This is a genomic window from Corallococcus sp. AS-1-6, assembly GCF_020037015.1.
Lineage (GTDB): Bacteria > Myxococcota > Myxococcia > Myxococcales > Myxococcaceae > Corallococcus.
On sequence record NZ_JAIQDE010000008.1, the window covers coordinates 85314 to 104764 of the forward strand.

Consider the following 19451-nt stretch of genomic DNA (forward strand, 5'->3'; position numbering starts at 1 on the left):
CATGACCGTCGTTTTCCAGGCAGGAGACCTCACCGCGGAATCCGTCCCCGACGCGGAGACCGGCATCGTGCAGCCGCTGCTGGACCGCTGCGAGGACTACCACCAGATCGCCTACGGCCGCCCCGCGCTCCCCGAGCAGGCCCGGAACATCCCCAACGAACGGCCCCCCACGCTCGCGCCCGGGCAGGGACACCTCTTCGCGCTTCGCGACGCGCAGGGCGGCCTCGCGGGGATGCTCGAAGCGCTGCGCGACTTCCCGGCGCGGGGTGAGTGGTACATCGGCCTGCTGCTCCTCGCGCCGGAGGCCCGGAGCCACGGCAGGGGCGAGGCCGTGCTCAACGCCTACGCGGACCATGTGCGCGCGAACGGCGGCCGGTTGCTGCGCGTGGCGGTGGTGGAGCACAACGAGGTCGGCCGCCGCTTCTGGGCGCGCGTGGGCTTCCAGCCGGAGCAATGGGTGGGCCCCATCGAGCAGGGCCTTCGGATGAACCGCGTCCTGAAGATGACCAAGGCCCTCGGCTAGGGCTCGGGCCCTTCGCGCAGCCAGCCCACAAAGCGCGTGTCGGGCACATCGCCGCGCACGCGGTGCAGCCCCCGCTTGAACAGGGCGTAGACGCGGAAGAAGCGCTCCAGGCCCGCGCGCTCGGAGGGCGTCATCGGGTGCGTGCCGCACACCACCTTCGGGTCGCCCTTCCCCGCGTCGATGAAGCCCAGCACGGCCACCACCGGCACGCGCACGCGCTGCCCCTGCGGCAGCCGGGGCCCCAGCACCACCGCGTCCAGCGGGTCCCCGTCATCCGACAGCAGGCCCGGGATGGAGCCGTAGTTGTACGGGCACGGCAGCGGCGACACGAAGTCCACGGAGCCGTCCGCGCGCCGCTTCACCAGGGAGAAGCGCGGGCACTCGATCAGCACCTCCGGCTCACGCGGCAGCGGAGGCACGGCCAGGTCCGGCCCGCTCATCCCGCCAGCTCCGCCGCACGCGCACCTTCGCGCCGGCCGCGCGTCCAGTCGGACAGCAGGTACGCGTAGACGCCCGTCCCCACCGTGAGCGCGAAGCCGACCTTGAAGGCCACCGACAGCTTCGGCGGGTGGATCTGCGACACGGTGCCTTCGATGAAGCCCGCGAGCACGAACAGCACCAGCGTGCCGAACAGCAGCTTCACCGCCGTCACCGCCTCCTTGCGCAGCGCCTGCCCGCGAGACAACCCACCCGGCGCCACCATGCCCCGCGCGATGACGAGCCCCGCCGCGCCCGCGATGCAGATGGCGGAAATCTCCGGGATGCCGTGCGGCAATATCCACGCCCAGAACCACCCGGCCATCCCCTTCGCCGCGTACACCTGCGCGAGCGCCCCCAGGAACAGGCCGTTGGTGAACAGCATCACCGCCGTGCCCAGCCCCAGCGTGATGCCCAGCGCGAACGCCAGGAAGGCCACCTGGATGTTGTGCGTGAAGAGGAACGAGGAGAACTGGGCCTGCTCCTCCACCGTCATGCCCTTGCCCGCGGCCTCGTCCGCGGCGCGCTTCACGGGGTCCAGGCTCAGGTGCTGCTCCGGCACCAGGTAGTGCGCGGCGTCCGGATCCACCACCATGCCCACGTAGCCGAAGCCCGCGCCCGCAAGGAACAACAGCACCGACGCCACGTACATGCGCCACTCGTGGTGCAGGAGCGCCGGGAAGCCGCGCGCCACGAAGGCCCACACGTCCGCGAACCGGGGCCGGCTGCCCGGGTACGTCAGCGCGTACGCGCGGCCCACCAGGTCGTTGAGGTACGCGCTCACGTCCGCGGAGCCGCTGCGCGCGCGCACCCACAGCAGGTCGCTGGAGACGGCGCGGTACAGCTTCCCCAACGCGCGGGCCTCGTCCAGGCTCAGCTTGCGCAGCCCCTCGCCCTCGGACTTGTCCAGCAGCGACTCCAGTTGCTGCCAGCGCGGACGCCGCGTCTCGATGAACTCCGCCATCTCCATGGGCCCACTCTAACCGAGCCCCGGAAACGGCGAGGCGCCGGCCGCCCTCCCCGCTTCGAGGGAGGACTCCGGCGCCCCGGTGCTTCAGGACCACGCCAAGCGCTACTTGATGAACTTCTCCAGCGGCTTCGCCTCGGTGGAGGCCTGGGCCTCCGTCCACTCGACGACCGGCGTCTGCCACGCCATGCCCGTCTCCGCCGGGTCGGTGTCCAGCTTCTCGAAGTCGAAGCCGTCACCGCCGAAGTACAGGTACTCCACCGTCGCGACCGTGTACTCCTTCTTCGGATCCAGCGCCTTGCCCTGGGCGTCCTTGAACTTGCCCTTGCCCGCCGGGGTGAAGCCGGCCACGAGCGCGTCCGGGTTCGCGAGCTGCTTGGCCAGGTCCTCGCCCTTGAGCTTCACGGTGAGCAGCGAGTTCTCGAACGGCATCGCCGAGTACACGCTGCCCAGCGTCACCTCGCCCTTGGCCAGGCCGTTGCGGATGCCGCCCTTGTTGAGGATGGCCCCGTCGGTGTTGAGCTGCGTGCGCACCGCGCCCGCCACCCACTTCGCCATCAGCGGCGAGTCCTGCGGGATGCCCGTCTTGGTGAAGCCGATCTTCCGGCCCAGCGCCTGGTCCACCTTCGCCTGCCACTCCGCGATGCGCTTCGCCGTCTCCGCGTCCGGCGTGCCGCCCGCGACCTCCACGACCTTCGTGTCCACGCCGGTCAGCTTCTGGCCGGCCGCCTTGGACGGGTCGAACTTCAGCTCCGCGCGCAGGTACGACTCGAAGCCACGGCCCAGCGACGCGTAGGTGGTGTCGCCCTCCGTCTTCACACCCGGGGCGTCCGTGCCGCAGCGGCCACCGGCCACCAGGGACACCTTCCAGTCCGCGTGCTTCGCCAGCACCGGCTGCAGGTCCGTGGGGCACTGGTCCGCGACAATCACCACCACGTCCGCGCCCGCCTTGCGCGCCTCCGGGACGGCCGTGTTCAGCGCGTCCTCGTTGGGGATGACCTCCAGGCCCTCCGCGCGGCCGGACATCGCCGTGCGCACCGTCTTCTGCGAGGTGAGGCCCACCACCGCAATCTTCAGGCCCCTCCGCTCGTAGACCTGGAACGCGGGCATGGACAGGTCCTTCGCCAGCGTCGCGTCCGTCACCTTCAGGTTCGCCGCCAGGAAGGGGAAGCCCCCGGCCGCGCGGTTCTTCAGGAAGGAATCCTTGGCGTACGACAGCTCGTGGTTGCCCAGCGCGGAGGCCGCATAGCCCATGTGCCCCATCACTTCCGCCGTCGGAGCCCCCAGGAAGAAGGAGGAGATGGCCGGGCCCGTCCACAGGTCGCCCGTCGTCAGGGCGAGCGTGCCGGCATCCGGACAGGTCGCCTGGCCGTCCTTCAGCGGACCGGCACAGTGCTTTTCATCATTCACCCAGCGGCCCATCAGCTCCGCGGCGCCGCCCTTGCCCTCGACGGGCAGCAACTGGCCACGGGCGCTGCCGGTGACGAGCACCGTCACCTCGTTGGGCACGGCGGGCTTCGCGGGCGCGGCCGCGGCAGGCGGAGCGGCCGGAGCCGGCGGGGGAGTCTTCTCACAACCCGCGAGGGCTCCCAGGGCGAGGACCAGCGCGCCGGACGACAGCGTGAGCTGGCGGGAAGGACGACGGAAGGGACGCAGCGAGGGAAGGTTCGGGTTCACGGCCGGGCCTTTAGCACATCCCCGCCGTGGTAGCGTGACGCAATGACGGGCATGAAAGGCAAGGATTTCAAGCCTTTACAGGAGGAGAAGGACGGCGGGACTCCCAGCGGAAAAGGGGGCTCCCCGGGCCGGAACTTCGCCTCGGAGCTGTGGGGCGAGGTCCGGGGCGGCGCCGAGCACTTCCAGTCCACGAAGGGCCAGTTGCCCAGGGGCCGCATCCGCCAGTTCTTCTACGGGGTGGCCCTGCCCTTCCACATCGCCCGCGTCACGCTCGCGAGCCCCGCCATCCGCGCCACCTACGTGAAGGTGACCGCGCTGCAGACGGCGTTCCTGCTGGCCATCGCCGCGGGGTGGGCGTTCCACGAGTTCAACGGCGACAAGCACGAGGAGACCCGGGAGAAGCGGCCGGAGACGGCCGAGTCCCGCGCCGCGCGTGAGAAGGCGCAGGCCCGTATCGAGCAACGGGCGAAGGAGCTGGAGGCCTCGAAGGGAAATCCGGCCGCCATGAAGAATGCGCTCAGCGCGCTCATCCACGAGGCCGTCAACGCCGGCAAGGCGGGCGCCCTGCCTCCGGACGAAGCCGCCACGGCCGCCGAGGACGCGGCGGATGAGGCCGCGTCCGCCGCCGAAGAGGCGAAGGCGGAACACGAAGAGGCCGAACAGGAGGCCCGGGCTGGCGCCACGCCCGGAGCCGACGGCACCGCGGACGGGCCCCCACGGGCCGCGGGGGACTCCGCGCCGGAGCGCACGTCCTCGGAGGACGAGGACGCGGCGGACTCCCTCTCCGCCGTCATCCGGGCGGAGGTGGAGGCGGCCCTCCGGGACGTCTCGGAGGAGAAGGACAAGGGCCCGCGCATCCAGAAGGAGCCCCAGAAGAAGGGGTTCAACGTCGACGCGCCCGAGGTCCGCGACGGCGTCTTCTTCCTGGGGAGCTGGGAGTTCTGGGCGCTCTTCTTCGGCTCGCTGAGCGCGGTGCAGTGGATCGTCGTCGCCCTGTCGCGCGACTACCACACGGTCATCTCCCGCGAGGCCAGCCTCGCCACCGGCGTGCCCCCCGAGGACCCCGATATCACCCCGCACGTGCGCCTCAACGTCCCCTGGCTGCGCGCCAAGCTCCAGCGCCGCTGGAGGGCCCTGCTGCTGTTCGTCGCGGGCGTTCCAGCCCTCGTCCTGCTCTGCGTCCCCCTGTGCTGGTTCCCGAAGTCGTTCACCGTCCTCAGCAGCCTCTGGGGCTTCTGGTGGCTGCTCGTCTTCACCGCCGCCAAGAGCGACCGCGCCTGGATGGCGCCCGTCACGCGTCCGCCCTGGTTCGTGCGCGCCTGGAGCGTCCTGCCCGCCCATGGGGCCTTGCGCTGGATGATGAAGGGCCTCGCGCGGCGCTCTGAAGCCGTCGCCGCGCCCATCGCCGCCGTGGAGCGTCAGCCGTGGGTCTTCGCGGGGCTCGCGCTCACGCGGTTCGTGGGCAGCCTCCCGCCGCTGCGCTGCTTCACGCGGCCGTTCATCCCGGTGGCCTCGGCGCACCTGCTCGGGCTGGACCCCCTGCAGCCGCCCGCGCTCAAGAGCGGTGAAGCCCCGCCCGCGCACGGCGCGGGGGACTGACTCACACGTCCGAGGGCGCGTTGCCTTCGGGCGGCAGCCCGCCTATGCCCTCCAGCGGCGCGTGGGGCTGCTGGGGGGCGCCCAGCTCCAGCCGCTGGCCCTCCTCACGGCGCGCGGGCAGGTCGATGACGCTCTGGAGCTGCTGGCTCACGGAGCGGAAGAAGCCGGTGAGCAGCTCCGGCCGGTCCGCGAGCAGGTCCAGGAAGTCGCGCCGGTCGATGACGAGCACGCGCGAGTCCACCGCGGCCACCATGTCCGTGGGCCGGGGCGCGCCGTCCAGCAGGCTCACCTCGCCAATGGCCTCCTTCGCCTGGAAGCGCAGCACGTGCTCGCCGTTGCGGAACGCGTCCACCGCGCCCTCGACGATGACGTAGAGCGCGTCGCCCGGGTCCCCCTGGCTGTAGAGCCGCTGGCCCGCCTTGAAGGACGCCTCGCGCGCCACCTCCGCGATGGCCGCGATGTCGTCCACGTCGCTCTGCGAGAAGACGCTCACGCCCTCCAGGGCGAACATCCGTTGGACGATGGTATCGCTCATGTCACCCTCCTGCGGGAGCACGTCCAGGCCGTTCACCCGCGCCACGTGGCGGGCGCACGCGCGCAGCACCAGGTCCTCACTCTGCACGAGCCCCGCCAGCCGCCGCCACAGACGGCCCGGCGCTCCGGGCGGCAACTCGCGGTGGTGGGCCTCCACCTGCTCCATCACCAGCTCGCGCTCCTCCTGCGCCACCAGGTTCTCCAGCAGCTCCAACGCGTAGGCGCGGCGGCGCGAATCGTTGCCCACCAGGTGCTGGTGGATGCGGCGCATGGCCTGCGGCGGGTGCAGCAGGCCCAACAGGAAGAACGACAGCTCCAGCGCCTGGTCCAACCGGTCGCCCACCGCGCGGGTGAGCAGCGACTGGGGCCCCAGCGCCGCCTGCACGTCGCGGAAGGCGCCCACCAGTTGGCGGTACGTGTCGCGGCGGCGGCCCAGCGCCTCGTGGATGCGGTCCACGTCCACCGGGTGGTCCGGCTGCTCCTCGCGCAGACGCGACAACTGCGCGCCGATGCGGAAGTGCAGCGCCGCGTCGTCGCGCACGTTGGAGAACAGCAGCGCGTTGAGCGCCGCGGACGAACCGATGCCGCGCAGCACGCGGGGCAGTTGCATCCGCATGGCCAGGGGCGCGGCCTTGTTGTTGAGCTGCAGCTCCAGCAGCGGCGTCACCGCGTCGCCCAACTGCACCAGCGACTCGCGCGCGGCCGGGCGCTCCTCGCGCCAGCCGAGGAACGGCAGCAGGCGCGGCGCCAGCTCCACGTAGCCGCCCTCGCCCACCGCCACCAGCGCCACGCGCCGCACGGAGATGTCCATGTCCTCCAGGTAGAGGGACAGCGGCCCCGCGAAGCGAGGGTCCTTCAGCCGGCCCAACAGCCGCGCCACCTCGCGCCGCTCGGCCACGGGCGCGTGGTCGCCCTTCGCCAGCAATTCGCGCAGGGACTCCAGCGCCGCGGAGTTGCCCTGCGTGCGCATCAGCGCGCCAATCGCCGCGCAGCGCAGGCCCACGTCGGAGCTGGTGAGCAGCGGCGGCAGGAGCCGCTCCGCGCGCTCCGGGGACAGCCGCGCCAGGGCCCACACGGCCTGGTCGCGGGGGCGCCGGGGGCCCTCCTCCACCAGCCGCTCCAGCATGGGCGCCAGCTCCCGCGCCTCGAAGGACAGGGCCAGCGTCACGCCGCGCTCCTGCACGCGCTCGTGGGGATGGGACAGGAGCGCGGCCAGGTGCTGCCGCAGGGGCGCGGCCTCCGCCTGCTCCAGCATGTCCACCGCGCGCAGCACCCGCTCCGGCGTGGGCGCGCCCAGCGCCTCCACCAGCAGCTTCTGCGCCTCGCCGCCCAGCTCCACCTCTTCCTCTTCGTGCGCGCCCACCTGCTCGCCCAGCGCCGTGAGGTACGCGGGCTTCAGGCGCACGAGCAGCAGCCCCAGCGCGGCGCACAGCCCCACCACCGCCACCGCCATGGTGATGCCGTTGGCACCCCGGCCCGCGCCGATGAGCAGCAGGCCCGCCAGCACCACGCCGCCCTTGCGCAGCAGCCCGTCCACCGCGCTGCGCAGCCCCTCGCGCTGCTCGTCCGGCACCGCCGCGTAGAGCAGTTGGATGCCCACCGGCAGGATGGAGTAGCTCACCGCCGTCTCCACCAGCCGCAGCAGGTGCACCGGCCACAACTGCCCGGTGGCCAGCGTGGCGCCCGCCAGCGGCGCGAGCACCAGCGGCACCAGCGCCAGGTACATGAGCAGGCCCATGCGCTTGAGCAGCCGCTCCGCCACGAGGAGCTGGAACGCCACGCAGAACAGGCCAATCCACAACTGCAGCGAGCCGAACAGCGCCGCCAGCCCGTCCTCGCTGAGCGTGCCCTCCACGCGCAGGCGGAAGAGGTAGTCCACGAAGGACGACAGCACCGCGAACGCGATGCCCAGCGCCGCCAGCACCTGCGCGTAGGGGCTCTCCCCCAGGTAGCTCCACGCCGGGAACCACGCCTGCAGCGACCGCGTGCGCGGGGGCGGCGCCGGCTCCGCCTTGTGCAGGTGGTGGAAGATGGCGCCCGCGGCCAGCAGGCTCACCGCGCCGCTCACCACCACGGCGGGCGTGCCCAGCCGCACCGCCAGCGCCTGCACCAGCAAACCGCCCGCGATGCCTCCGCCCATGCCGAAGCCGTTGAGCACGGTGAAGGCCCGGCGCGCCTCGCGCGCGTCGAACGCGGACGCCATGCGGCCCCAGAAGCGGAACGACACGAACGTGCTGAAGCAGTCCGCGAACAGGTACAGCGCCAGCGCCGGCATGCGCTGCCCCGCGGACAGCGCCGCCGCCAGCCCCAGCGCCAGCACCCCGCCCACCCCGGTGAGGATGCCCGGGGACTCCGTGGGCGCGTCCGGCCGGGCGCGCGGCAGCAGCGTCAGCGCCGCCGTCATCAACGCACCCAGGAGGTAGAGGTACGGCAGCGCCTGGGACTCGAAGCGCGACAGCACCAGCGCGTTCGCGGACGTCTTGAGCTGCGTCACCCCGGCGATGAGCGCGAACTGGAAGGCACCCGCCGGCAGGACGCGGCGGTTCCAGGATGAGGTTTCGGAAGGGGCCACGGGCGCGGGGGTGCGGACAGGATAGCGTGGAGCCCGCTATTCACGAATACCACTCTTCAGGTCCCAAGAGCATCCGCCCTTCCGTCGCAGCCGTCCGCCCGCCTGCCCGGCGTCGCAGCCGGACTCCGGACCGGGAGTCCTTGCGGCTCCCACGGAGGGACGCGCCGGGGAGCCCCCGGAACGCGGGCCGCGTGACGTACACTCCGGCGCCGTGACGCCCACCCCCGACACCCTGCTCGACGGCACCCACACGGTGCTGACCCCGGAGTACGTGGAGTTCCGCTTCACGCTGGCGGGGGTGTACTCGCGCTTCCTCGCGTGGCTGATGGACGCGCTCATCGTCGGCTTCGCCACGACGGGGGTGCTGCTGGTGTTCCAGGTGGCCATGGCCGCGTTCCCCGGGTTCGCCAGCGCGCTGGGCATCGTCGTCTACTTCCTGGTGGACTGGGGCTACGGCATCACCCTGGAGACCGTGTGGGCGGGCCAGACGGTGGGCAAGCGCGTGATGTCCCTCCGGGTCATCCAGGAGAGCGGCGTGCGCATCGGCTTCTACCACGCGGCCCTGCGCAACCTGGCGCGCGTGGTGGACCGGCTGCCGCTGCTCTACCTCGTGGGCGGCTCGGTGGCGCTCGTGTCGCGCTCGCACCAGCGGCTGGGGGACCTGCTCGCCGGCACCATCGTCGTGCGCGAGCGGCGCCTCAAGGTGCCCTCCGCCCTGGAGACGCGCGGCGAGGAGGGCCTGCTGGCGGATCCGCTGTTCGTCTCGCGCGTGAAGCGGCTGTCCACCGAGGAGCGGGAGCTGGTGCTGTCCGCCGCCCTGCGCCGCGAGGAGCTGCGGCTGGAGGCCCGGCTCACGCTGTTCTCCGCGCTGGGCGCACGGCTCCAGGACTCGCTCGCCATAAAGCCCGCCCACCTCTCGGACGAGAAGTGGACGCTGCTCGTCGCCGCCGCCCTGCTGCCCGCCCCGGCCACGCGCCCGGGGCGGCCCACGTCCGGACCTAGAAGTACGTCGCCAGGCCCACGGAGCCCGTCAGCGACGTCTGCGTATCCTCGTTGAGCGCGATGTAGAAGTTGTACTGCGCGCGCACGCCCAGGCTCACGGAATCGCTGAGGAAGAAGTCCACGCCCGCGTTGGGCCCGATGCCCACGAAGTTGCTGACGGTCTCCTTGAACACGATGAGGTAGCTCACGTCCGTGCCGATATACGGGCGGATGGTCTCCTCCAGCAGCAGGTACCGGATGCCCAGCGACGGGGCCAGGCCCACCACGCGCTTCTCCGGCGTGGAGAAGGTGTCCGTCGGGAACATCAGCTTCGACAGCGAGACGACCTCGAAGCCGTTCTCGATGTAGAGGCTTCCCTCCAGGCCGATGAACGGCGTCCCCGCGAGGCCCGCGGTGCGCTTGAAGTCCATGTAGCCCAGCGACAGGCCCAGACTCCGGTTGGAGAACTGCGCGTGAGCAGGAGCCGCGCCCAGCAGGGCGGCGAGCAAGCCGAAAGCACAAAGGTAGGTACGCATGGCGGCGCACTCTACAGCCGGGCTAACCCCTGGAAAACAGCGCTGATTCAGCTCAAGGCCGGCGTTGCCTCACGGGGTGGCGCTCTCCTACACTCGGCCGGCCATGCGTCTTCGCCTCTTCCTCACGCTGACCGCCGCCGCCTCCCTCACCACCACCGCCTGCCTCAGCACGCCGCCCCCGCATGAACGGGCGCTCATCAACAACGAGCTGTGCGCGCAGGAGATGGCCAACGGAGACCTGCAGAAGGCGGAGACCTACTGCAACCTGGGCCTGGAGTTCTCCCCCCAGTACGCGGACCTGTGGGCCAACAAGGGCCTCATCGCCATGTACTCGGGCAACAAGGGCAAGGCGAAGGAGTTCTTCATCAAGGCCCTGCGCTTCAACCAGGAGCACCTCCAGGCCTACCAGAACCTGGGCGTGCTCTACCTGGATGAAGGCGCCTACGGAAAGGCCCACGACAACTTCAAGCGCGCCCTGCAGGTGAACCCGGACAACCTGGAGTCGCGCTACGACCTGGGCCTCACCTACATGAAGATGGGCAAGAAGAAGGAGGCCAAGAAGGAGTTCGACACGCTGCTCGCGGTCAACCCCAACGTGGCCAACGCCCACCACAACCTCGGCATCATGGCCTACGAGGACAAGGACCTGGAGGGCGCCTTCGAGCACATCTCCCAGGCCGCCCAGCTCACCCCCGACTCCGCGGAGGTGTGGCACGACCTGGGCACCGTGCTGATGGAGCAGAGCCGCTTCGCGGAGGCCCGCGAGGCCTTCGGCAACTGCGCCCGCCTGGATGAGAAGAACGCCAGTTGCCTCAACAACCTGGCCGTGGCCCAGCGCAAGGTGGCCCTCACCGACTCCGCCCTCAAGGAGCTCAAGGACACCCAGACGGCGGAGAACAGCGCCCCGGCCATGTACCTGCTCGCGCGCCAGTACCGGGAGAAGGGCCTGCTCGCGGAGGAGGAGAGCGCCTACCGCAAGTGCGTGAAGCTGGACGCCAAGTTCGCGCCCTGCCACTTCGGCCTCTTCCAGATCTTCTCCGAGGCCCACAAGCAGACCCACGCGCAGACGGCCTGCAAGAACTTCATGAAGTTTGGAACCTCCGAGGAATTCCCCACCGAGTACACGACGTGTGAGAGATTCCTGGCCAACGACTCGTTCTAGCCGTCCCTTCGGGTAGCGACACACGCGATGAGCGTCCGTCTGACCGTCACGCAGCGCAGCGAGGCCGGAGGCGCCTCGGGCAAAGAGGTCGTCCTCGACGACTCCGTCATCACCCTGGGGCGGGACAAGACCTGCCAGGTGGTGCTCCCGCAGCAGGCGGTGTCGCGCAACCACGCGCGCATCAGCCAGGAGGGCACCCTCTACTTCCTGGAGGACCTGGGCAGCGCCTACGGCACGAAGATCAACGGCAAGACGCTCCCCAAGGGAGAGAAGGAGCTGCTGCGCAACGGCGACGTCATCGCCATCGCGCAGTACGACGTCCGCTTCGACAAGGTCGTCGAGATCGCCCCGGACGTCAGCGACAAGACGTCGTTCCTCGCGCGCGGCATCCTGAAGGACGCGATGCGCGGGCTCGCCGGCGGCGAGGAGCGCTTCCTGCGCTACATGAACGGCCCGCGCGAGGGCCAGCGCATCGAAATCTCCGAGGCCCAGGAGCACATCTTCGGCCGCGACGAGAAGGAAGCCGACGTCATCCTCAAGGACGACCTCGTCTCCCGCAAGCACGCCAAGGTGCGCCGTGACTGGTCCGGCACGCACGTGGAGGACCTGGGCAGCCGCAACGGCATCAAGGTCAACAAGAAGCGGGTGAACCGCAAGGCGCTCAAGGACGGCGACGAGCTGGAGATTGGCGCCACCCGCTTCGTCTACGTGGACCCCGCCGAGCCCCCCGACGAGCCCGCGGTGAGCCTCTCCGCGGAGAGCTCCGCCGTCGTCCCGGCCCCGTCGCCGCCGCGCCCCTCCCCGCCCAAGCGCGAGGAGCCGCCCCCGCCGGAGCCCGAGCCGGAGCCCGCCCCCGCGCCGCCGGAGGAGCAGCCCGCCTCCGAGGACGGGTCCGCGTCCTCCTCCGAGGAGCCGCAGCCCGACGGGGGCGAGGAGCTGCCCATGCCGGAGCCCGAGCCCGAGCCCGCCCCGGCGGCCATGTCCGCGCTGGCGGACAAGAAGAAGCTCGTCCCGCTCATCGTCATGGGCGTGGTGGGGCTGAGCTTCCTGGTGCTGATGATCGCCGTGCTCGCCGGCGCCTGAGCCGCGCCCTCCCCTTCTCCTTCCCCCGGAAACGACAAGGCCCCCGCTCGAGGAAGCGGAGGCCCTGGGTCCTTCAGCCGCTCCCGGCCGCTACCGGCCGGAGGAGATGCGCGCCACCGGCTGGATGTTCAGGTCCGGGGACAGCTCCTGGTAGCTGAGGATGGAGAACGAGGGGTTGAACTCGTACTCCAGCAGCTTGCGCACGTAGCGGCGGATGTCCATCGCCGTGAGGATGACGGGGCGCTGGGCGCTGGGCGGCAGGTGGCCGCACTCCGAGCGCACCGCGCCGACGATCTCCTGGGCGATCTCCGGCTCCAGCGCCAGGTGCGCGCCCGCGGAGGTGCGCTTGATGGAGCTGCGGATGGCCTCCTCGATGTTCGGGTCGAGCAGGTACACCACCAGCGTGCCGGTGCCGCGCGCGTACTTGTGGGAGATGTAGCGGCGCAGCGAGGCGCGGACATGCTCGGTGAGCATGACGTTGTCGGCCTCCACCTGGCCGTACTCGGACAGGGCCTGGAGGATGCCGCGCAGGTCGCGGATGGAGATCTCCTCCTCCACCAGGCGCCCGAGGATGTCCGTCAGCTTCAGCACGTTGACGATCTTCGGGACGACCTCCTTGACGATGGCCGGGAAGGCCTTCTCCAACTGCTCCAGCATCGTCTGCGTCTCCTGCACGCCCACGAACTCGCGCGCGTTCTTCCGGAGCACGGCGGCGGTGTGCAGGATGATGTAGCCGGGCACATCCCAGGTGGTGAGGCCCGCGGACTCGAGCGTCTCCCGGAACTGCTCGGGCACCCACGCGGCCGGCTGACGCGTCGCGGGGTTGATGGCCTCGAAGCCGGGGATGTTCATCAGCTTGAGGCGCTCCACCGTGTCGTTCACCAGGATGTGGCCCAGGGTGGCCTGGCCGGTGACGACGGGCACCTCGTTGATTTGAATCTGGTAGGCCCCGGGCGGCAGGCCGCCGTTGCCGCGCGCGCGCACGCCGGGGAAGCGCACGCCCAGCTCCACGAAGAGGCCGTCGCGCATGAACGGGATGAGCTCGAAGAGGAACTTGCCGCCGTCCTGCCGCGAGTCCACGAAGGGCACCAGCGCGTCGGAGACCTCCAGCACGATGGGCGTGACGACGGGGATGAACAGCTCCGAGTCCGGGTTGAGCTGCTCCTTGGGCGGGGGCTCGGCGGACACGGGCGTGCCGAAGCTGGACTCCATCGCGGGGCCGGCCTCCTCGGCGGCCAGCGCCTCGTCGCGCTTGCGCATCATCGTCCAGGCGCCGAAGCCCGCGCCCGCGCCCAGCAGGAAGAAGGGAATCTTGGGCAGACCGGGGATGAGGCCCAGGCCCACGAGCATGGCCGCCGCGATGGCGATGGCCTTCGGGAAGGCGGTGAGCTGGCTGCCCACGTCCTTGCCCAGGTGCGCGCCCTCCTCCTCGCCGCCCACGCGCGTCACCAGGATGCCGGCGCAGGTGGAGATGAGGATGGCGGGGATCATGCCGACCAGACCGTCACCGATGGTGAGCAGCGTGTACTTCTGCGCGGCGTCACCGGCGGCCATGCCCTTCTGGGTGACGCCGATGATCAGGCCGCCCACGATGTTGATGACCGTGATGATGATGGACGCGATGGCGTCGCCCTTCACGAACTTCATCGCGCCGTCCATGGCGCCGAAGAGCTGGCTCTCACGCTCCAGGTCGCGGCGCTTCTTCTTCATCTGGTCCTGATCAATCACGCCGGCGCGCAGGTCCGCGTCGATGGACATCTGCTTGCCGGGCATGGCGTCCAGAGTGAAGCGCGCGGCCACTTCCGCGACGCGCTCCGAGCCCTTGGAGATGACGATGAAGTTCACCACCACCAGGATGAGGAAGAGGATGGCGCCGACGACGAAGTTGCCCTGCACCACGAAGTTACCGAACGCCACCACCACTTCGCCCGGGTCGCCGGTGAGCAGGATGAGTCGCGTGGTGGAGATGGTCAGCGACAGGCGGAACATCGTCGTGATCAGCAGGATCGTCGGGAACGACGACAGGTACAGCGCGCTGGGCACGTAGAGGGAGATGAGGAGCAGTACCACCGAGATGCTGATGTTCAGCGTCAGCAACACGTCCAGGATGATCGTCGGCAGCGGGACGATCATCATCGCGACGATGGCCACGACGACCACCGCCAGGACGATGTCGGAGTACTTGTTCAGGAAGCTGTTCGGATCGGCGTTGGCCATCGGCGGGGCCATCCTAATCCGTGCGCGCCCCCGAGCCCAAGGGGGGGCCTTCCCTCACCTGTCCGGCGAGGGAGCCTGCGGACAGCCTACGAGCGGTCCTCGGGGGCTTCGGATTCCGAAGCCTCGTCCGAGCTCTCCAGGGCCGCGGCGGCGAGCATGCGCGCACGACGGCTCAAGGGGTCCTTGTCCTCGGGATCCAGCGACACGGCATGCTGGAAGTCACGGGCCGCTTCCGCCGTGCGGCCCTGGCGGAGGAAGGCCTCGCCCCGGTTGACGAAGGGGGTGATGTCGGTGGGATCCAGCTCGATGGCGCGGTTGAAGCACGCCACGGCGGTGTCCAGGTCCTCCAGCGCCAGGTGGCAGGCGCCCAGCGCGGTCTGGAAGTAGGCCTCGCTCGAGTCCATGGCCGAGAGCTTCTCGAAGATGGCCAGCGACTCGTTGAAGTTCCCGTCCTGGAAGAGGTTGAAACCCTCCGTGGCCCGCTCGAGCATCTCCGGTCCGGACAGGGGCTTCTCGTTGTCGTTCGACACCGTGGCCTTGAATTCAGTCGTCATCGGCGCGTTCACCGGGGCGGGGACAGCAGCGGCGGGGAGTCTAGCCCGGGGCCCCCGCCAGTTCCAGACGGGGTCCCCTTGTCGGCGTGAGCCGGACCTCAGCCCTGCTCGTCGATCCGCTCCTGGACCTTCGCCATCACGTCGCTCAGCGACTTCTCGATGACGCTCTTGAAGATGTACTCGGCGCTGGTCTCCTTGTTGAAGGCCTTCTTCGCCTCCGCGTTGATCTGCTCGGGAGTGGCGTCCGGGTTCTTCGCGATGAAGTCCGCGACCGACTTCTGCGCCTTGTCCAGCGCGCGCGTGCCGGCCTTCTCACCCAGGCTGCCCAGGTAGTCACCGAACTGGCCGGCGACGTCCTGGATGGCCTGCTCGGCGGAGGGCTTGTCGGCCTGGGCCGACTTCTGGCTCTGGCCCGCGGCGGCCGTCTGCGGGGCGCTCTTCGCCTGGAGCGTCTGGAGGCCCTTGGCGAGCTGATCCGTCGTGGCGCGGAGCAGGTTCTCCTGCTTCACGACAGCCTGCGAGCCGGTCGCCGGCCTGGCAGTGGAGGTGGTCGCGATGCCGACGCGGGGAGCAGAACCGTTAATCGGGGAGGAGCCCATGATCCAAACCTCGTTCTAAGTGCTGCGTTTCCTGGGTTATCGGCGTGAGCCTAGTGGAAGTTTCCGGATCCTTTCCACCGGCGGCGGCGCGTGGAAGGAGCCCGGAAACGCCACCGGCCCCGGACCGATGCCCTGGAGGGCACCAGCACGGGGCCGGAGCGAGACCAACAACCTGCGAAGGACTACTTCAGGTTGTTCACGGCGGCCATCGCCATGTCGTCCATCTTCTTCATGAGGTTCCGGTGGTGCTCTTCGCGGTGTTAACAGCCTTGTTGAAGACGTCGATCGTGGCCATGAGAGTTCTCCTGGTACGGCGGGATGGGTTCGTGCGGCACCAGCTACAAAAGGATTATCGCTGAGGGCGAACCGGAGTTTCCTGGGGATTTTTTCGCGATCATTTTTCCCCCGCTCCCGCCGCGTCGCGCCACCGCTGGCCGGAAATGCCACCGGCCCCGGACCGATGCCCTGGAGGGCATCAGCACGGGGCCGGAGCGGACCAACAACCTGCGAAGGACTACTTCAGGTTGTTCACGGCGGCCATCGCCATGTCGTCCATCTTCTTCATGAGGTTCGTGATGGTGCTCATGATCTGCGACTCGAGCTGCACCTGCTTCTGCGCCTGGAGGAAGCCCTTCTGCTCCTCGGGGGCCGCGGCGATCATCTTGTCCATCGCCGTGCCGGTGGTGCTCTTCGCGGTGTTAACAGCCTTGTTGAAGACGTCGATCGTGGCCATGAGAGTTCTCCTGGTACGGCGAGATGGGTTCGTGCGGCACCAGCTACAAAAGGATTATCGCTGAGGGGGGACCGGAGTTTCCTCGGAATTTCCCGGGATCATTTCTTCCCGGCTCCCCTCCTCGGCCCCCCGGGAGGATCAGCCCTTCAGCTTGCCCAGGGCGGGGTTCTTCATCCACGCCTTGAAGGAGTCGAGCTGCTGCTGCGACTCGGCGCGGGGGTCCACCGGCTTGGCGGCGCCGGGCAGGGAGTCCTCGCGGGTCAGCGCGATCTTCGGGCGGCTCGAGCTCTCGAAGCCATCCGACGTCTTGAGCCCGCCCGCCGGGCCGCGAGCAGGCGCCGCGGGAGCGGCCGCGGCGGCCGGGGGCGTCACGGCGAACTTGGCGCCCAGCTCCGGGTTCATCTCCATCACGGCGCTCTGGATGGTCATGCCGTAGGTGCTGATGCGGTACTGCAGGTACTCCACCACGCTCCCCAGGATGGCCGGGGGCGGCAGGATGGGGTCCTTCATGAAGCGGTTCAGCGAATCCGTGACGTCCTTGTACATCCCCTCATCCAGCGGCGTGCCGGGAGCCGACGCGGCCACCAGCTTGCGCATGTTGCGCACCACCTGGAGGAACGTGCCCTGGGCCGTCTTGCCCTGGACATCCAGCTCCGCCAGCAGCTTGTCGCGCTTCTCCTTCAGCTCCGGCGGCTCCGGGGGCAGCGGAAGCTGTGTCTTGGGGGGGGTGCTCATGAACCGCTCCATCGGTTGAGGTGAATGAATCCAGCCTAACAGAGATTACGGGGCTTCCATCCCACGCGCCAGGAGGCGGTCCCACCCCGTGGCTCAACGCCGGGTGAGGGCGGTGACCATGGCGCCGGCCTTGCGCACCACCGGATCATCCGCCGGAGGCATGGCCGCCGCACGGCGCAGGTCCTCCAGGGCCTGGGGCTTCTGTCCCATGGCCAACTTCACCTCCGCGCGGCCCACGTAGACTGACGGGTCCTGGGGGGCCAGCTTGGCGGCCACGTCGAAGGCGGCGAGCGCGCCCTGCCCGTTCCCCGCGGCCATCTCCACCACCCCGAGCGCCTTGGCGAAGTACACGTCCGTGGGGTTGATGGCGTAGAGGCCCTGGAAGAGCGTGCGCGCCTCCGCTATCCGGCCCTGGTAGAAGAAGAAGTAGGCCGTCTTGGCGATGGCGTACAGCTCGTCGTTGGAGTAGCCGCGCACCTCGCGGAGCGTGGCCTTGCCCTCCGCCCAGCGCTGCAGGAGCGCGGTGAGCTTCGCCTCGTCCTGCGGATCTTCCGGGTCCAGCGCCGCCATGGGTCAGTAGCCCTCGTCCTTCTGCTCTTCCCACATGCGGCGGATGATCTCCTGCGACTCCGCGCTCACCTGATCCACCAGGCCCAGCATCGCGGACTCGCGCTGCAACAGGGCCTTGAGGCGCTCCAGGCGCTCCGGCGGCGCGTTCACCTTGGACAGGCCGCGCTCCAGCATGCGGCGCTGCCCGTCATCTCCCCGGCCCGCGACGCTGGCCAGGTGCGGCCGGTCACTGAAGCCCTCCAGGTCCGCGTCGTGACCGCCCGGGTGGGGCGGCAGGGGCAACCGGAGCTCCTCCGACGAGTGCGCCGGACCGATGAAGTCCAGGAGCGCCGCGGAGGGCATCGACGGGTTCTTGATGTTGCCCGCCTTGCGCAGCTTCTTCGCCCGGTCCAGTTGGGACGGGTCCACCAGCCGCTCGCGGACGCTGCGGGGACCTCCCCAGGGCCAAAGCGCGGTGCTGGGGGGCTGATTGTTGATTCTGGCCATGGTGGGCCGACTTCAATACAGGTGGGGGGCCCGCGTCCAGCCCCCTTCAGCGCCCGCCCGCCTGCTCACGCTGCAGCGCGTAGACGAAATTCAGCACCTCGGCCACCGCGTCGTAGAGCTCTTCCGGGACCTCCTGCCCCACGTCCACCCGGTACAGGGCGTGGGCCAGGGACACGTTGCGCATCACCGGGATGCCGTACTGCTTGGCGATCTCCCGGATCTTCTCCGCCTTGAGGCGCATCCCCTTCGCCACCACGCGAGGCGCGCCGTCCGCCTTGTTGTCGTACTTGATGGCGATGGCGATGTCCGCCTCTTCGTCGCTGGCCATGGCCTCCTCCTCAGGCGCGCGCAGGCGGCGCCGCGTTCTGCTGCTGCTTGAGCCCGTAGACGAAGTTCAGCACCTCGGCGACCGCGTCGTAGAGCTCCTCCGGGACTTCCTCGCCCACCTCCACGCGCAACAGCGCGTGCGCCAGCGGGACGTTGCGCAAGAGGGGCACGTCCGCCTCGCGCGCCAGCGCCTTGATGCGCTCCGCCTTGGCGTCCATGCCCTTCACCAGCACCCGCGGCGCCCCGTCCTTGTTCTGGTCGTACTGCAGCGCCACCGCGACGTGGTCCGGGTTGGTGACGATGACGCTCGCGTCCTTCACGGCCTCCATCTGGGCCCCCTCCATGATCTCATGGTGGAGCTCCTTGCGCTTGGCCTTGTGGTGCGGGTCGCCTTCGCTCTGCTTGTACTCCTTCTTCACTTCCTCCTTCGTCATCATCATGTCCTTCATGAACGACTTGCGCTGCCACCACACGTCGAACACGCCGAAGATGACGAAGAGCATCACGATGCGCACACAGACCCGGTAGAGGATCTCCCCCATGATGGCCATGATGCCGTGCGTGTCCTGCCGCACCGTTTCGATGACCAGGGGCATGGAGTCTCGCACCACGCCGGTGACGACGTAGGCGGCGACGGAAATCTTGATGAGGTTCTTGAGCAGCTCCACGAAGGACTTCTTCGAGAACATGTTCTTCAACCCCGCGATGGGGTTGAGCTTGTCGAACTTCGGGATGAGCGGGTCGATGGTGAAGAGCGACCCCACCTGGAGGAAGTCCATCAGCCCGCCCAGCACCGCCGCGCCCGCCACGATGGGCACCGTGAGGAGCAGCAGCGTGCGCAGGCCCATGATGAGCAACTGCGTCGTCGCCAGGGCCAGGTCATCCGAGTGGGCGATGGCGTCGAAGCTGAAGCGGAAGAGCGTGGAGATCTCCCGCTCCACGGTGTCCCAGGTCCCCTTGACGATGCCCAGGCCCGCGACGAGCACGGCCACGCCCGTCAGGTCCTTGCTCTTCCAGGTCTGACCCTTCTTGCGCGCGTCGTCGAGCTTCTTATGCGACGGTTCTTCTGTTTTGTCGCCACTCTCGTCCGACATGGAGGAATCCCGGGAGGCTTGAAGC

At 69.6% G+C, this 19451-nt stretch carries 19 protein-coding genes; 5 read left to right on the plus strand and 14 right to left on the minus strand.

The genetic code is table 11. The features are described from left to right. Position 1: 1 nt before the first annotated feature. Positions 2-523 carry an N-acetyltransferase gene (locus tag K8612_RS13415; RefSeq protein WP_223744237.1) on the plus strand — a complete coding sequence of 174 codons (522 nt, stop codon included), beginning with the start codon at positions 2-4 and terminating at the stop codon, positions 521-523. Here K8612_RS13415 and K8612_RS13420 read toward each other — a convergent pair. The 3 genes from K8612_RS13420 to K8612_RS13430 form a co-directional block, all read right to left on the minus strand. Continuing rightward, on the minus strand, positions 520-963 hold the full coding sequence (locus K8612_RS13420; RefSeq protein ID WP_223744236.1) for an inorganic diphosphatase: 444 nt from the start codon (positions 961-963) through the stop codon (positions 520-522). The genes K8612_RS13415 and K8612_RS13420 overlap by 4 nt on opposite strands. Further along, the gene (locus K8612_RS13425; RefSeq protein ID WP_223762546.1) at positions 960-1970 is read right to left on the minus strand and encodes a stage II sporulation protein M; all 1011 of its coding nucleotides are present in this window, start codon (positions 1968-1970) and stop codon (positions 960-962) included. Before K8612_RS13425 ends, K8612_RS13420 begins: the two co-directional genes overlap by 4 nt. Positions 1971-2072: 102 nt before the next feature. After that, positions 2073-3644, minus strand: a complete 1572-nt coding sequence (locus K8612_RS13430; protein WP_223762547.1) for a 5'-nucleotidase C-terminal domain-containing protein — start codon at positions 3642-3644, stop codon at positions 2073-2075. 51 nt (positions 3645-3695) lie between these two features. Between K8612_RS13430 and K8612_RS13435 the strand changes: the two genes are divergently transcribed. Continuing rightward, positions 3696-5243: a hypothetical protein gene (locus K8612_RS13435; RefSeq protein ID WP_223762548.1), complete on the plus strand. Its 1548-nt coding sequence runs from the start codon at positions 3696-3698 to the stop codon at positions 5241-5243. A 1-nt stretch (position 5244) separates the two neighbouring features. On the opposite strand, the gene K8612_RS13440 is transcribed toward K8612_RS13435, so the two are convergent. Further along, a complete protein-coding gene (locus K8612_RS13440) occupies positions 5245-8349 on the minus strand; it encodes a cyclic nucleotide-binding domain-containing protein (RefSeq protein ID WP_223762549.1) in 3105 nt (1034 codons plus the stop codon). A 211-nt stretch (positions 8350-8560) separates the two neighbouring features. Between K8612_RS13440 and K8612_RS13445 the strand changes: the two genes are divergently transcribed. Continuing rightward, entirely contained in the window at positions 8561-9406 is an 846-nt protein-coding gene (locus K8612_RS13445) for an RDD family protein (protein WP_223762550.1), read from the plus strand. Here K8612_RS13445 and K8612_RS13450 read toward each other — a convergent pair. Then, positions 9348-9866, minus strand: a complete 519-nt coding sequence (locus K8612_RS13450; protein WP_223762551.1) for an outer membrane beta-barrel protein — start codon at positions 9864-9866, stop codon at positions 9348-9350. The two genes, K8612_RS13445 and K8612_RS13450, sit on opposite strands and share 59 nt — an antisense overlap. 103 nt (positions 9867-9969) lie before the next feature. On the opposite strand from K8612_RS13450, the gene K8612_RS13455 reads away from it, so the two are divergent. After that, positions 9970-11028: a lipopolysaccharide assembly protein LapB gene (locus K8612_RS13455; RefSeq protein ID WP_223762552.1), complete on the plus strand. Its 1059-nt coding sequence runs from the start codon at positions 9970-9972 to the stop codon at positions 11026-11028. A gap of 27 nt (positions 11029-11055) precedes the next feature. Further along, positions 11056-12111 carry an FHA domain-containing protein gene (locus K8612_RS13460; RefSeq protein WP_223762553.1) on the plus strand — a complete coding sequence of 352 codons (1056 nt, stop codon included), beginning with the start codon at positions 11056-11058 and terminating at the stop codon, positions 12109-12111. 90 nt (positions 12112-12201) lie between these two features. On the opposite strand, the gene sctV is transcribed toward K8612_RS13460, so the two are convergent. The 9 genes from sctV to sctU form a co-directional block, all read right to left on the minus strand. After that, entirely contained in the window at positions 12202-14328 is a 2127-nt protein-coding gene (gene sctV, locus K8612_RS13465) for a type III secretion system export apparatus subunit SctV (RefSeq protein WP_223744227.1), read from the minus strand. An 86-nt stretch (positions 14329-14414) separates the two neighbouring features. Next, on the minus strand, positions 14415-14882 hold the full coding sequence (locus K8612_RS13470) for a tetratricopeptide repeat protein (protein ID WP_223762554.1): 468 nt from the start codon (positions 14880-14882) through the stop codon (positions 14415-14417). Positions 14883-14980: 98 nt separating this feature from the next. Beyond that, on the minus strand, positions 14981-15391 hold the full coding sequence (locus K8612_RS13475; RefSeq protein WP_223744225.1) for a hypothetical protein: 411 nt from the start codon (positions 15389-15391) through the stop codon (positions 14981-14983). A gap of 604 nt (positions 15392-15995) precedes the next feature. Then, positions 15996-16214 (minus strand): hypothetical protein, encoded by a 219-nt coding sequence (locus K8612_RS13480; RefSeq protein WP_223744224.1) that lies wholly within the window; start codon positions 16212-16214, stop codon positions 15996-15998. 138 nt (positions 16215-16352) lie between these two features. After that, entirely contained in the window at positions 16353-16949 is a 597-nt protein-coding gene (locus tag K8612_RS13485) for a hypothetical protein (protein WP_223744223.1), read from the minus strand. Positions 16950-17042: 93 nt separating this feature from the next. Beyond that, complete coding sequence (locus K8612_RS13490) at positions 17043-17519, minus strand: SycD/LcrH family type III secretion system chaperone (RefSeq protein ID WP_206791762.1); 477 nt, start codon at positions 17517-17519, stop codon at positions 17043-17045. Between the two features lie 3 nt (positions 17520-17522). Next, the gene (locus tag K8612_RS13495; RefSeq protein WP_120580929.1) at positions 17523-18005 is read right to left on the minus strand and encodes a hypothetical protein; all 483 of its coding nucleotides are present in this window, start codon (positions 18003-18005) and stop codon (positions 17523-17525) included. Between the two features lie 46 nt (positions 18006-18051). Beyond that, positions 18052-18333, minus strand: coding sequence for an EscU/YscU/HrcU family type III secretion system export apparatus switch protein (locus K8612_RS13500; protein WP_014398415.1), 282 nt, complete (start codon positions 18331-18333; stop codon positions 18052-18054). Between the two features lie 10 nt (positions 18334-18343). After that, the gene (gene sctU / locus K8612_RS13505) at positions 18344-19426 is read right to left on the minus strand and encodes a type III secretion system export apparatus subunit SctU (RefSeq protein ID WP_223744222.1); all 1083 of its coding nucleotides are present in this window, start codon (positions 19424-19426) and stop codon (positions 18344-18346) included. Between the last annotated feature and the right edge of the window lie 25 nt (positions 19427-19451).